The 12365-nt window shown below is 63.1% G+C and carries 14 protein-coding genes; 2 read left to right on the plus strand and 12 right to left on the minus strand.

The window, feature by feature from the left end; translation table 11 throughout:
- Nucleotides 1–87: 87 nt before the first annotated feature.
- Both IQ26_RS08790 and IQ26_RS08795 read right to left on the minus strand, forming a co-directional pair.
- Nucleotides 88–1329 (minus strand): class I SAM-dependent RNA methyltransferase, encoded by a 1242-nt coding sequence (locus tag IQ26_RS08790; RefSeq protein WP_145715934.1) that lies wholly within the window; start codon nucleotides 1327–1329, stop codon nucleotides 88–90.
- A complete protein-coding gene (locus IQ26_RS08795; protein WP_145715936.1) occupies nucleotides 1326–2105 on the minus strand; it encodes a TlyA family RNA methyltransferase in 780 nt (259 codons plus the stop codon). The genes IQ26_RS08790 and IQ26_RS08795 overlap by 4 nt, the downstream gene beginning before the upstream one ends.
- A 175-nt stretch (nucleotides 2106–2280) precedes the next feature.
- Between IQ26_RS08795 and IQ26_RS08800 the strand changes: the two genes are divergently transcribed.
- On the plus strand, nucleotides 2281–2682 hold the full coding sequence (locus IQ26_RS08800; RefSeq protein WP_145715938.1) for a GFA family protein: 402 nt from the start codon (nucleotides 2281–2283) through the stop codon (nucleotides 2680–2682).
- A gap of 3 nt (nucleotides 2683–2685) precedes the next feature.
- On the opposite strand, the gene IQ26_RS08805 is transcribed toward IQ26_RS08800, so the two are convergent.
- The 8 genes from IQ26_RS08805 to IQ26_RS08840 form a co-directional block, all read right to left on the minus strand.
- Nucleotides 2686–2949 carry a hypothetical protein gene (locus tag IQ26_RS08805; protein ID WP_145715939.1) on the minus strand — a complete coding sequence of 88 codons (264 nt, stop codon included), beginning with the start codon at nucleotides 2947–2949 and terminating at the stop codon, nucleotides 2686–2688.
- A gap of 148 nt (nucleotides 2950–3097) precedes the next feature.
- Nucleotides 3098–5038 carry a 1-deoxy-D-xylulose-5-phosphate synthase gene (dxs, locus tag IQ26_RS08810; RefSeq protein ID WP_208760126.1) on the minus strand — a complete coding sequence of 647 codons (1941 nt, stop codon included), beginning with the start codon at nucleotides 5036–5038 and terminating at the stop codon, nucleotides 3098–3100.
- 111 nt (nucleotides 5039–5149) lie between these two features.
- Nucleotides 5150–6070, minus strand: a complete 921-nt coding sequence (locus tag IQ26_RS08815) for a pirin family protein (protein WP_145715943.1) — start codon at nucleotides 6068–6070, stop codon at nucleotides 5150–5152.
- A 9-nt stretch (nucleotides 6071–6079) separates the two neighbouring features.
- Nucleotides 6080–6346, minus strand: a complete 267-nt coding sequence (locus tag IQ26_RS08820; RefSeq protein WP_145715945.1) for a DUF2277 domain-containing protein — start codon at nucleotides 6344–6346, stop codon at nucleotides 6080–6082.
- A gap of 111 nt (nucleotides 6347–6457) precedes the next feature.
- On the minus strand, nucleotides 6458–6709 hold the full coding sequence (locus tag IQ26_RS08825) for an exodeoxyribonuclease VII small subunit (RefSeq protein ID WP_140671818.1): 252 nt from the start codon (nucleotides 6707–6709) through the stop codon (nucleotides 6458–6460).
- Nucleotides 6710–6712: 3 nt separating this feature from the next.
- Entirely contained in the window at nucleotides 6713–7639 is a 927-nt protein-coding gene (locus tag IQ26_RS08830; protein WP_145715947.1) for a histone deacetylase family protein, read from the minus strand.
- Between the two features lie 73 nt (nucleotides 7640–7712).
- On the minus strand, nucleotides 7713–8696 hold the full coding sequence (locus IQ26_RS08835; protein WP_145715949.1) for a hypothetical protein: 984 nt from the start codon (nucleotides 8694–8696) through the stop codon (nucleotides 7713–7715).
- A gap of 54 nt (nucleotides 8697–8750) precedes the next feature.
- Nucleotides 8751–9395, minus strand: coding sequence for a TetR/AcrR family transcriptional regulator (locus IQ26_RS08840; RefSeq protein WP_145715951.1), 645 nt, complete (start codon nucleotides 9393–9395; stop codon nucleotides 8751–8753).
- A 120-nt stretch (nucleotides 9396–9515) separates the two neighbouring features.
- On the opposite strand from IQ26_RS08840, the gene IQ26_RS08845 reads away from it, so the two are divergent.
- Nucleotides 9516–10739: an MFS transporter gene (locus IQ26_RS08845; protein ID WP_145715953.1), complete on the plus strand. Its 1224-nt coding sequence runs from the start codon at nucleotides 9516–9518 to the stop codon at nucleotides 10737–10739.
- Nucleotides 10740–10802: 63 nt separating this feature from the next.
- Here IQ26_RS08845 and IQ26_RS08850 read toward each other — a convergent pair whose 3' ends face one another.
- Together IQ26_RS08850 and ribB are read right to left on the minus strand one after the other, a co-directional pair.
- Nucleotides 10803–11234, minus strand: coding sequence for a hypothetical protein (locus IQ26_RS08850; protein ID WP_145715955.1), 432 nt, complete (start codon nucleotides 11232–11234; stop codon nucleotides 10803–10805).
- Between the two features lie 19 nt (nucleotides 11235–11253).
- Nucleotides 11254–12354 (minus strand): 3,4-dihydroxy-2-butanone-4-phosphate synthase, encoded by a 1101-nt coding sequence (ribB, locus tag IQ26_RS08855; RefSeq protein WP_145715957.1) that lies wholly within the window; start codon nucleotides 12352–12354, stop codon nucleotides 11254–11256.
- Nucleotides 12355–12365: the final 11 nt, after the last annotated feature.

Genomic DNA, 12365 nt, shown 5'->3' on the forward strand with positions numbered 1-12365 from the left:
CAACCTCTGAAAAAAGCGTCTGATGAACCTCTACTCATTTCACAGACGGTTCAAGCTTCACTATTGTCAATCCAGGTTTCTCCTTCCCTATCGCCTTCGCCTCGGCTTCTCCAGCAGCGCGACGGCCTCGACATGCGGCGACCACAGGAACTGGTCGATCGGGGTAATGCTTTTCAGGGCATAGCCGCCATCGATGAGAATGCGCAGATCCCTGGCCAGTGTCACCGGATTGCAGGATACCGCCGCAACCACCGGCACGTCGGAACGGGCGATCTGCTTCGACTGGTCCTCGGCGCCGGCGCGAGGTGGATCGAACACGACGCCGTCGAAGGTATTCAACTCCTTGGAGGTAAGCGGCCGCCGGAACAAGTCGCGCCGTTCGCTGGTCACCCGCTTCAATCCGATGGCGAAACGGAATGCCCGGTCGAGCGCCGAAAGCGCTGCCGCGTCGCCCTCCACCGCATGGACTTCCGACTTCGCGGCTAGGCGTAGCGCAAAGCTGCCGCAGCCGGCGAAGAGATCGGCGACCTTTTTGGCGCGTGCGAGGTGCCGGCCGACGATGTCCGCCATCGCCTGCTCGGCGGCCTCGGTCGCCTGAAGGAAGGCGCCCGGCGGGACCGCGACAGCGATGCCGCCGAACATGACAACGGGCTTTTTGGGCTCGATGATGATCTCGCCGTCGACCGAAAGCCTGGCCAATCCCTCGGCGATGAGGAAGTTGGAGGCGATGCGGCGCTGGTGCTCGCCAAGCTTGCCGGAATCGTGAACCGCGACATCGAGGCCGGAACCGGTCATCGTGACCGTCATGCGAAACGATTTGGTCGATGCGCAAACCAGTTCGGCGAGTGCTTTCAGACGGTCGAGCTTTGCGACGATCCCCGGCAGCGAGATCGGGCATTCCTGGATGGAAATGATTTCGGAGGACAGCGCGCGAACAAAGCCGAGCCGCATGCCGGCCTCGCTCCGTCGGGCGGTGAATACGACACGGCGACGCGTCTGCGGCGCGCACGGCACCAGCGCGTCGACGTCGCAGACAATGCCCTTGCTGTTCAGCGCATGCGCAACCTTATCACGCTTCCAGTGCCGGTAAGCTTCAGCCTCCAGATGCTGGACGGCGCAGCCGCCGCATTCGGTGAAATGCCGACAGGCGGGATCGATGCGAAGCGGCGACGCGTCCAGCACCGACATCAGCGTGGCGCGGTCCTTTTCGCGCGCGGCGGTGACGGTTTCATCGGGCAGCGTGAACGGAATGAAAACCTCGCCGGTTTCGGTTTCGGCAACACCGTCGCCCTGGGAGCCAAGTCTCGTGATCGTAAAGCGCGCGCTCATCGGCTCCCGATCCCCCTGTTCTTGACCCCGGCGAGCAGGAACTCGCGGTTGCCGTCGCCGCCCTCGATCGGGGACAGATGCAGCCCCAGTGAGCGCCAGCCGGGGACGCCGTCGAGCCAATCCTGCAGCAGGCCGGCGACCCGCGCGGCGTCGTAGGGGTCTTTCAGCAGGCCGCCCTTGCCGATCGCCTCGCGGCCGGCCTCGAATTGCGGCTTGACCAGAAAGACAGCCCTGGCGCCATCCTTGGCGATGGCGAGCGCCGGCGGCAGCGCCAGTTTCAACGAGATGAAGCTGACATCGCAGACGATGAAATCCGGAATGCGACCGGCAAGATCGGCGGCCGAAAGATCGCGGGCGTTCAATCCCTCGATGTCAGTCACGCGAGGATCGCCAGCGATATCCGGATGCATCTGACCATGCCCGACATCGATCGCCGTGACATGCGCCGCGCCGCGTTCGAGCAGCACCTGGGTGAAACCGCCGGTCGAGGCGCCGATGTCGAGCGCTTCGCAGCCGGCGGGATCGAGACCGAAATGGTCGAGCCCGGCGATCAGCTTCAGCGCAGCGCGCGACACGTAACCCTGCGCCGGATCATCGACGGCAATGAGGCAATCAGCCAAGACGGTCTGGCCAGGCTTGCGGGCGACGGCGCCGTCCACCGTGACGGTACCACGCTCGACTGCATCGCGGGCGCGCGAGCGGCTGGGAAACAGACCGCGCTGGACGAGCAGTTCGTCGAGCCGCTGGCGTGCGCTGGCTGGCAGAGGGGAATTCATCGGCCTTCATGGCGAAAGCCTGTCACGAAGGCAAGGACATTGGGGAAGACAACGAACATCTTCGGAAAGCGGCGAACGCATCAGGTCGCCCCACGATCAGTTGAATATCGTACCAGGTCCGGCACAATGCCAGGATGATATGCCGTTTTGCCGCCTGAACGCGAAGGAGGACGGGATGCTGACCGGAACCTGCCATTGCGGCGCCGCCCACTGGACGTTGGAGGGCGATCCCGGCTCGATAACAGCCTGCAATTGCACGCTTTGCCGCCGCTATGGCGCGCTCTGGGCTTACGATTATCTTGATGAACGCATCCACCTTGCGGGACCGACAAATTCTTATACGCGCGCTGGAGAGCATGCCCCGTCGCTCGAGATTCTGTTCTGTCCGACATGTGGCTGCGTCCTGGCCTGGCGTGGTTTGCGCTCCAGTAGCGCCGGTCGCACGCGAATCGCCGTCAATGTGAGGCTTGCGCCGCCCGACGCCGTCGCCGACCTCCCAATCGACCATTTCGACGGCCTCCATAAATTCGAGGATCTGCCGGGCGATGGCCGCTGCGTGCGCGATATGTGGTTCTAGCTCCTAATTTAGAACATCGTCCGCGACCGCCGGCATCAGATCGTCGTTGCCGGAGGCTTCCTTGCGAGGATGCAGCGCCGGCGCGGCCTCCGGCGAAACGACCAGCTGCGGCATCTGTCCATAGGAAAAACCGCCGCGGATCTCGCCGATCTTGCCGGCGACGATGTCCATCACCGCTTTTTCGAGGTTCCTATCATAGGGCGTTTCGGCCGAGGCCGGCATGGCAACGACGGCCAAAAGCGCCACGCCGCACAGAAGCGTTTTCATTGGTTCGGTCTCCCTGCCTGATCAAATCCTAGCAGAGTGCAGTTGAAAAACGGCCAAGAGACACGGTAAGCAAAACGCCAAATGGCAGCGTAAACAGTCAGTTACGACCGCCCGCCGGCAAACTGATTCAAGCCGTTGAGATTTTGATTCAGGCGCTTTGAGCGCTGGCGGCGTGTCCCAGCGCCACAAAGACGGTGCGCACGATGCCGGCGGCATCCAGCCCGGCATCGGCATACATCTTTTCGGGCTTGGCGTGATCGACGAAGGTGTCGGGCAACACCAGCGGGCGTACCTTCAGGCCGCTTTCCAGCAGCCCTTCATGAGCCAGGAATTGCAGCACGTGGCTGGCGAAGCCGCCGACTGCGCCCTCTTCCACCGTCACCAGCACCTCGTGCGAACGCGCCAGCCGCCGGATCAGATCCTCATCGAGCGGCTTGGCGAAACGAGCATCGGCGACCGTGGTGGAAAGCCCTGCCGCGCCGAGCTCCTCGGCCGCAGCCAGGCAGTCCTGCAGCCGCGTGCCGAAGGACAGCAGCGCAACCTTGGTGCCCTCCCGGACGATACGGCCCTTGCCGATTTCGAGGACCGAACCACGCTCCGGCATGTCGACGCCGACGCCGTTGCCGCGCGGGTAGCGGAAGGCGATGGGACCGTCATCATAGCTTGCCGCCGTGCGCACCATGTGGCGCAGTTCCGCCTCGTCCGCAGCGGCCATGACGACGAAACCGGGCAGTGTCGCCAGAAAGGTCGTGTCGAAGGCGCCGCAATGGGTCGCCCCGTCGGCACCGACGAAGCCGGCGCGATCGATCGGAAAGCGCACCGGCAGGTTCTGGATCGCCACGTCGTGGACCACCTGATCGTAGGCGCGCTGCAGGAAGGTCGAATAGATCGCGGCGAAGGGTTTTAGGCCTTCGGCGGCGAGGCCGGCGGCGAAGGTTACCGCATGCTGCTCGGCGATGCCGACATCGAAGGTCCTCGACGGGAACACCTCGCCGAAGAGGTCGAGGCCGGTGCCGTTCGGCATCGCGGCGGTGACGGCTACGATGCGATCGTCTTCCCGGGCCTCCTGGATCAGGCTTTCGGCAAAAACCTTCGTGTAGCTCGGCGCGTTGGCCGGCGCCTTGGCCTGCGCGCCGGTAATGACGTCGAACTTGTTGACGCCGTGATATTTGTCGGCAGCCGCCTCGGCCGGTCCATAGCCCTTGCCCTTCTGGGTCACGACGTGGATCAGCACCGGGCCGTCCGCATTGTCGCGGACGTTCTTCAGCACCGGGATCAGGTGTTCGAGATTGTGTCCGTCGATCGGGCCGATGTGATAAAAGCCAAGCTCCTCGAACAGCGTGCCGCCGGTGACGTAGCCGCGCGCATGCTCGACCGCCCGCGTGATCGCGCGATCAGCCCGCTCGCCGAGATAGGAGGTCAGCTTCTTGCCGAAATCACGCAAGCCCAAATAGGTCTTGCCCGAAGCCAGACGGGCCAGATAGGCGCTCATCGCGCCGGTTGGCGGAGCGATCGACATGTCGTTGTCGTTGAGGATGACGATCAGCCGAGCATCGAGGGCGCCGGCATTGTTCATCGCCTCAAAGGCCATGCCGGCCGACATGGCGCCGTCACCGATGACGGCAATGACATTGTTGCGGCCATCGGCGAGATCGCGCGCCATTGCCATGCCGAGGCCGGCGGAAATGGAGGTCGAGGAGTGGGCAGCGCCGAACGGATCGTATTCGCTCTCGGCGCGGCGGGTGAAACCGGACAGGCCGCCCTCTTGCCGCAGCGTGCGGATGCGATCGCGGCGACCGGTCAGGATCTTGTGCGGATAGGCCTGGTGGCCGACGTCCCAGATCAGCCGGTCGTCCGGCGTGTTGAAGACATAGTGCAATGCGACCGTCAGTTCGACCACGCCGAGGCCGGCGCCGAGATGACCGCCGGTGTGAGACACGGCGTCGATCAACTCGGCACGGAGCTCCGATGCCAGCTGCGGCAGCTCGCTTTCATCGAGCGTCCTGAGGTCGGCTGGGATACGGACCTTGTCGAGGAGCGGCGTTTGGAGCTTTGCGTTCACTGGTGGTAGGGCCTGCTTTTTATTCATGTGCGAAATAGGCCGCTGGCCGGCGAATGTAAATGCGTGTCAGTGACGCGGGGTAGATTCAAACTGTTAGAACGTCCCTTGCGCGTCCAAAAGGACGCGCGGCGTTTCAAACTAATTGTCCGGCAGCGGTATGAACTCTTCTTCATCTCCAGGAACGATATCGAAGCGGCCTGTCTTCCATTCTTCTTTCGCCTGTTCGATGCGTTCCTTGGACGATGAGACGAAATTCCACCAGATGTAACGCTTGGAGCCGAGCGAGGCGCCGCCGAACAGCATGAAATGCGCGCCTCCCTCCGACGACACGACGATCTCGTCGCCGGGCCGGAACACCAGCAGCCGCTCCGCCGGAAAGCGGTCACTAGCGATCGAAACCTCGCCTTCCAACGTATAGATGGCGCGCTCCTCGGCATCGGCAGGGATTTTGACGCTGGTGCCGGGCGCCAGCCTGAGATCGGCGTAGAGCGTGTCGGAAGCGGCCATGACCGGAGACCGTAGCCCGGAAAACGCGCCGATGACGATGCGGCCGCTGACGCCTTGGGCGTCGATTTCGGGCAGACTTATCGCCGCCGTGTTCTCGAAAACCGGCGCGACCTCCTCCTTGCCGTCCGGCAGAGCCAGCCATGTCTGCAGGCCAGAGACCGACATCGGCGCGCCGCGCAGCTCTTCCGGCGTGCGCTCGGAATGGACGATGCCGCGGCCGGCGGTCATCAAATTCACGTCTCCGGGCTGGATCACCATTTCGGTGCCGAGCGAATCGCGGTGCCGGATCTTGCCGTCAAACAGGTAAGTGACCGTCGACAGGCCGATATGCGGATGCGGACGGACGTCAAGCGCCTGGCCGGCCCGCAGAATCGCCGGCCCCATTCGGTCGAAGAAGATGAATGGACCGACCAGACGGCGCTTCGCGGTCGGCAGAGCGCGGCGAACCTGGAAGCCGTCGATGTCCTTGGCGTTGGGAATGACCATCAGTTCGATCTGGTCGCTGGCGAAAGCATCACCAGGCAGAGGGTCGTTTCCGGGGAAGAAGCTCATGCGCGCTCCTCAGGCGAAGCGGAGTGCAGATCTGGCTTTCGCCTTGGCCGCCACCTCTTCGCGATTGCGCGGATGCTGGGTCGTCTCGAGGCTGTCGAGCAAATCGCGTGCCGATGCGGCTATGGCCTCGACGGCGTGGTCGAACGCATGCTGGTTCTGTTTCGACGGCCGCGTCGTTCCGCTCAGCTTGCGGACAAACTGAAGTGCGGCATCGCGGACCTCGTCATTGGTTGCCGGCGGATCGAAATTGAACAGGGTCTTGATGTTTCTGCACATCGTTCGCAATCTCCTCTCGTCCTGGAGCCGTTTCAATCGGGATGAGTTTTATCCTCAATCATGATCATGTCCAAAAGCCGGTGAGGCGCGACCGTCATCCGGGGCCTTGCCTCAGTCCGCATCCAGCGGCTCTGTGCCCACCGGCTTGCCGTCGCGCGAAAGCCTGATCTTCTCGACCTTGTCCTCGGCCGCCTTGAGCAGCCGATCGCAATGCACCTTCAGCGCCTCGCCGCGCTCGTAGATGCGGATGGACTGGTCGAGCGGCACGTCGCCGCGCTCCAGATCATCGACGATTTTCTCCAGCGCGTCGAGCGCCTGCTCGAAGCTCATCGCCTTGACGTCTTCATTGATCTCACCAGCCATCGTCTATCCTTTCATCAGTCGCCCGACATGGGCGGCGACCGAAAATGCCAGTCCCTGCAGATCGTAGCCGCCCTCGAGCAGGCTGACGAGCCGGTTGCCGCTGTGGCGCCCGGCACGCTCAATCAACTGGCCGGTCGCCCAGTCGAAATCGTCCTCGGTCAGGTTGATCTCGGCCAGCGGATCGCGGTGGTGCGCGTCGAAGCCAGCCGAGATGATGATGAGGTCAGGTGCGAAATCGTCGAGCGTCGGCAAGATGCGCGACAGGAAAGCATCGCGGAAGACATCGCTGCCGGTCTGCGGCGCCAGCGGCGCGTTGACGATGTTGCCGGCGCCGGTTTCGCTCACAGCCCCGGTCCCAGGGTAAAGCGGCATCTGGTGCGTCGAGCAGTAGAGCACCGACGGGTCGTCCCAGAAAATGTCCTGCGTGCCATTGCCGTGGTGCACGTCCCAGTCGACGATGGCAACGCGCTCGGCCTGGTGGTGCCTTTGCGCGTAGCGCGCCGCGATCGCCGCGGTGTTGAACAGGCAAAAGCCCATGGCGGTGGTCTTCTCGGCATGGTGGCCGGGCGGCCGCGCAGCGACAAAGACATTGTCGGCGCGCCCCTGAAAGACATCGTCGACAGCGGCGTTGGCGGCGCCGATCGCCGTCACGGCCGCCTGCCAGCTCTTCGGGCTGGCCGTGGTGTCGGCGTCGACGCGGGCAATGCCTGTATCGGGTATCGCGGCACGGACCTTCTCGACGAATTCCTGCGGGTGCGCGAAGAGGATGGTGGCCTCGTCGCCTTCCGGAGCGTTAGCACGATCGAGGGCCGCAAAGGCCTCGTCGTCGAGCACGCGCTCGATGGCGCGCAAGCGGTCGGGCCGCTCCGGATGACCGGGAGGGGTTATGTGCTCTAGGAAGATCGGGTGTGTGTAAAGCCTGGTGACCATGCCCCCCGATATAGGCGCGCCTGACGGCTTTGACCATGTTTTCGCGCAGCCAAGGGCGAACGTTCAACAGGGTTTAAGCGGCTGGCGTCGGCTGGCTCCAGCGCGAACCATCGAGAGAAGCCAGCGCCTTATCCCTGAGTTGCCTGAATTTCGAGGAAGCCTCGGTCAGCCGCCGGTCCCAGTCGGCGTCCGGAACCTGGTCCTCGATGGTCTTGAAATAGACCTGCATCAGCGAAGCGACGGCGAACGGTTCGATGAAGGCGGCCTTGAAGGCCCAGGCAAAGACGATGGCCAGCACGAAAGCCCAACCGCCGAGTTGACCCGGCATGAAATACAGGACCGCGCCTGCCGGCGCCAGCATAGCCAAGAAAATGACGAAGGACACGCCCCACATGATGACCGCCAGCCATATGGCGTTCTTGACCATGGTCTTGCCGTTCTGCGCGTAAAGCACGACCCCTTGCCGCGCCGTCTCAAAGGGCGAGGCGGAATTGATGCGGATGTTGTAGCCGAGGATGATCTCGTCGACATAGGTCAGCGACAGGCGGATGACCGTATTGATGAAGCTGACCAGTCCACCGAGCCCTGGAATTGGCAGGAACGCTGCAACGCCGCCGAGCAGGCTGGTGATGGCGCGGATGGCGCCCTTGACCAATTGGTCGAGCACGAAAAGGGTGTTGGCCTCGGCGAAGCGTTCCTTCACGACATTCCTGGCATAGGCGATCTGGTTCTGGCCGCCGGGCACGTCGCGGCCATCGATCAGGTGGACCATCGCGGCAATGTGGCCGGCCTTGACGATGTAGAGGATGTATTCGCGGATCCAGTAGACGGCGAGCGAGACGACGCCGAAGCCGACCACCCCGCCCCACAAGGCAAATGACAGCGGTCCGTCAGGATCTGTGGAGATGTGGCCGACGCCATAGCCGACGCTGGCGCCCGTGCCGGTCGCCATGATGTAGGCCAGTGTGATGCCGAAATAGACGATCATGCGAAAGACGATGAAGGGCCACGTCCGCAGCATGATGGACAGCGACTTGCCGACTTGGAAATCCCACATGCCCCAGCTCTCCCCTCAGAGATGACTGAGAAGATGACCTCAAGTTGGCGGTTGTCAATCTTGGGTCGAACCGATCAATGCCGGCTGGTTCGAGTTCTGCGGCCTGCCAGCGTGCTTGAGCAGCCCCTCCAGAAGCACGTTGAATGCCTTCACCGCCTTTTTCGACGTCGCTTCTGGATCGTCCGAATTTGCGATCCACTGCGCGGCATGCAGCGAGGCGCCGCTGATCAGCCTTGCTGCGGCTTCGGGGTCAACGGCAAGGATGGTTCCCTCGTCCCTCAGCTTTTGAAGGTTCTCGCTCATCGAGCGGATGCATTCATTCTGGCTCGGCCATTGCGATGGATCGCCGAGCACAGCCGGTCCATCGCGAAGGACAATGCGCTGGATCTCCGGTTCCAGCGCCATCTCAATATAGGCCGTGCATTCGTCGACAAAGCCCTGCCAGAGACTGTCCGCCCTGGCCGAAACGACTTTCAGCCGGCCCACCATTTCCGCGTCGATCTCGGCGATGACCGCCTGGAGAAGGCCCTTCTTGTCGCCGAAATGATGATAGAGCGCGCCGCGCGTCAGCCCGGCCGACGCGGTGAAGTCGTCCATCGAGGCTTCGGCGTAGCCCACGGTGCCAAAGGCGTGGCGCGCCGCGGCAACCAGTTTGGCGCGGGTCTCGGCGATCATCTCCTTGCGTGGTCTGTGCCCCATTCGCCCATTTCCTTCACATACGTCTCGTATATTATTTGACATACGCCTCGTATGTCATTATCTCATTTGCATACGTCACGTATATAAGTGGCCCGGCCTCAATAATCCAGGAGTCTTCTCATGCCCAATCCCTATCGCGAAATCTTCAAGGCAAAGGGAGCCAAGGGCTTCGCCGCAGCCGGTTTCGTTGCCCGGCTGCCGATCGCCATGGCTCCGATTGGCATCGTCGCGATGCTGTCGCAGACATACGGCGAATACTGGCTGGCCGGCGCCGTCTCCGCGACATTTGCGCTGGCCAATGCGTTCGTCGCGCCGCAGGTATCGCGACTGGTGGACCGCCTCGGCCAGTCAAGGATCGTGGTGCCCACCACGGTCATTTCCGTCATCGCATTCGTGGTGCTGATTGCGGCGGCCAATCAGGACTGGCCGATATGGACGCTATTCGTGTCGGCGCTGCTGGCCGCCGCAATGCCCAGCATCCCGGCAATGGTGCGCGCGCGCTGGACGGAGATCTTCCGGGATCGCCCCGAGATGAACACCGCGTTCGCCTTCGAGTCGGCGGCCGACGAGTTGGTCTACATCGCAGGCGCATCGCTATCGGTGGGCCTGAGCGTCGCCCTTTTCCCGGAAGCGGGGATGTTGGCGAGCACATTGTTCCTCGCTTTCGGCTCGACGGCCTTCATCCTGCAGCGCTCGACCGAGCCGCACGTACGTCTGGTGGACCGTGGCTCGAGCGGCTCGGCTATCCGCCTGCGGCCGGTCCAAATCATCACCTTGGCCCTGATCTTCATCGGCGCGACCTTCGCGACCACGGAAGTGAGCACCGTTGCAATCACCAAGGAGCTTGGCCAGCCAAGCGCGGCCAGCCTCGTCATCGGCGTCTACGCCCTCGGATCGTTCGTCGTCGGTATTGTCATCGGCGCCCTGAATCTCAAGGTGCCGCTGCAGATTCAGCTTGCCATCGCGGTCGCCATCATCGCGCTCACCACGCTGCCGCTCCTCGTCGCCGACACTGTGCCTCTTCTGGCGCTCGCCGTCTTCGTCAGCGGCGTGGCGATCTCGCCGACCTTCATCACGGCATTCGGCCTGATCGAGCGGCGCGTGCCGGAGGCGATGCTGACCGAGGGTGTCACCTGGGTCATGACCGGCATCGGCATCGGCATGGCGCTCGGCTCCTTCGCCGCCGGATGGGTGGTGGATGCCTTTGGCGCACAGAACGGGTTCCTGGTGTCGGTGGCGGCGGGCACAATCGCATTGGCCATCGTGCTCGCCGGCCAGCGCAGTCTTGCCACGCCGGATTGCGACACCTCCGCATGCGACGCAGCCGCGGTTCCTGCCGAATAGTCGCCTGTGCGTCCGGTCCAGCTCACGGACCGGACGCAGGTCTCTTTGAAGAAGCCCGGCTTTTTAGGACTGTTCAAGCCGGTTGCGAATCTCGTCCCCGTCAACAACGACAACAGGACTCCCCAATGCCTCGACCATATCAGGGTTCAGATGGGGTATGGTCTCAGCGCGCCCAACCATTGGCGGGCACTCTCCAGCGCAATAAACGGCAGAATTGGTGACACGCAGAATCCCCCACAACGCTTTGTAGAGACGCGGATCATCTGGCGGCCGCGCGACGGTGAAGCCGGAACATCGCGACGCGTCATCAGGATCAAGGTTGAGATAGAGGTCGGCTTGAGCAAGGGTCGGCGAGACCTCGTAGGTGACGACCCAGCATGAGAATTCAGGCTCACGCCTGGTGATAAACGGCGCGAAGGCGTCGTCTACGATCGATGTGGGGAAATAGCTCTGCTCCCCATCCCTAAAACAACCGAGATATGCCTCGAAGCTCATCTCAATTGCCTCCAGTAGCCTAGAGAATCTCGGTTTTCGCTATATGGATGCCAAAGCCTTCCAACCCGACATAGTGGCGTTCGCGCGAGGCGATCAGGTTGATCGAGGAGATGCCGAGATCCTTAAGTATCTGGGCGCCAAGCCCGATCTCGCGCCACTCGTTCTCGCGGCGGCGCGCCTCTTCATGGTCCTCGCGGTCGCCGCTGGCCGGCCGCTTGCGCTCCTGATGGGCGACGCCGACCGAGCCCTCGCGCAGGTAGACGATGACGCCGCGCTTGCGCTCGCCCATCGCCTTCATGATGCCGTCCAGCCGGTGGCTGGTGCCGAAGACATCGCTCACGACATCCTCGGAATGCAGCCGCACCGGCACATCCTCGCCATCGCGGATGTCGCCGAAGACGATCGCCACATGGTGCATGGAGTCCCATGGCAGCGTGTAGGTGAAGACCTGCGCCTTGCCGCCTGGCGTGTCGATGTCCGAACAGGCGACGCGCTCGACCAGCGTTTCCTTGCGCTGGCGGTAGGCGATGAGGTCGGCGACCGAAATCTGCTTCAAACCGTTCTTTTCGGCGAAGGCCTGCACCTGCGGGCCGCGCATCACGGTGCCGTCGTCGTTGACCAGTTCGGAAATGACGCCGACCGGCGGCAGGCCGGCGAGCTTGCACAGGTCGACCGCAGCCTCGGTATGGCCAGAACGCATCAGCACGCCGCCTTCGCGCGCGATCAGCGGAAAGATGTGGCCGGGGCGGACGAAATCGGAGGCGCCGACATTGCCGTTGGCCAGGTTGCGCACGGTCAATGTGCGGTCCTCGGCCGAAATGCCTGTCGTGGTGCCGTGCTTGAAATCGACGCTGACGGTGAAGGCGGTGGTGTGGGCCGAATCATTGTCAGCGACCATCGGCTGCAGGTTGAGGCGCTTGGCTTCCCCACGCGGCATCGGCGTGCAGACGATGCCGGAGGTGTTGCGGACGATGAACGCCATCTTTTCCGGCGTGCAATGGACGGCGGCGACGATCAGGTCGCCCTCGTTCTCGCGCCCGTCATCGTCCATGACGACGACGATCTCGCCACGTTCGAAGGCGCGCAGGGCTTCGACGATTTTCTTCTGGTCGTAAGGCATGGATGCTCGCT

The sequence above is a fragment of the Mesorhizobium tianshanense genome, from assembly GCF_007830515.1.
Lineage (GTDB): Bacteria > Pseudomonadota > Alphaproteobacteria > Rhizobiales > Rhizobiaceae > Mesorhizobium > Mesorhizobium tianshanense.

Coding starts and splice junctions, on each gene's coding strand:
- ribB (WP_145715957.1), bottom strand. CDS start 12,354: ATGCCTTACGACCAGAAGAAAATCGTCGAAGCCCTGCGCGCCTTCGAA.
- IQ26_RS08825 (WP_140671818.1), bottom strand. CDS start 6,709: ATGGCTGGTGAGATCAATGAAGACGTCAAGGCGATGAGCTTCGAGCAG.
- IQ26_RS08790 (WP_145715934.1), bottom strand. CDS start 1,329: ATGAGCGCGCGCTTTACGATCACGAGACTTGGCTCCCAGGGCGACGGT.
- IQ26_RS08850 (WP_145715955.1), bottom strand. CDS start 11,234: ATGAGCTTCGAGGCATATCTCGGTTGTTTTAGGGATGGGGAGCAGAGC.
- IQ26_RS08815 (WP_145715943.1), bottom strand. CDS start 6,070: ATGAGCTTCTTCCCCGGAAACGACCCTCTGCCTGGTGATGCTTTCGCC.
- IQ26_RS08805 (WP_145715939.1), bottom strand. CDS start 2,949: ATGAAAACGCTTCTGTGCGGCGTGGCGCTTTTGGCCGTCGTTGCCATG.
- IQ26_RS08800 (WP_145715938.1), top strand. CDS start 2,281: ATGCTGACCGGAACCTGCCATTGCGGCGCCGCCCACTGGACGTTGGAG.
- dxs (WP_208760126.1), bottom strand. CDS start 5,038: ATGAATAAAAAGCAGGCCCTACCACCAGTGAACGCAAAGCTCCAAACG.
- IQ26_RS08795 (WP_145715936.1), bottom strand. CDS start 2,105: ATGAATTCCCCTCTGCCAGCCAGCGCACGCCAGCGGCTCGACGAACTG.
- IQ26_RS08830 (WP_145715947.1), bottom strand. CDS start 7,639: ATGGTCACCAGGCTTTACACACACCCGATCTTCCTAGAGCACATAACC.
- IQ26_RS08835 (WP_145715949.1), bottom strand. CDS start 8,696: ATGTGGGATTTCCAAGTCGGCAAGTCGCTGTCCATCATGCTGCGGACG.
- IQ26_RS08840 (WP_145715951.1), bottom strand. CDS start 9,395: ATGGGGCACAGACCACGCAAGGAGATGATCGCCGAGACCCGCGCCAAA.
- IQ26_RS08845 (WP_145715953.1), top strand. CDS start 9,516: ATGCCCAATCCCTATCGCGAAATCTTCAAGGCAAAGGGAGCCAAGGGC.
- IQ26_RS08820 (WP_145715945.1), bottom strand. CDS start 6,346: ATGTGCAGAAACATCAAGACCCTGTTCAATTTCGATCCGCCGGCAACC.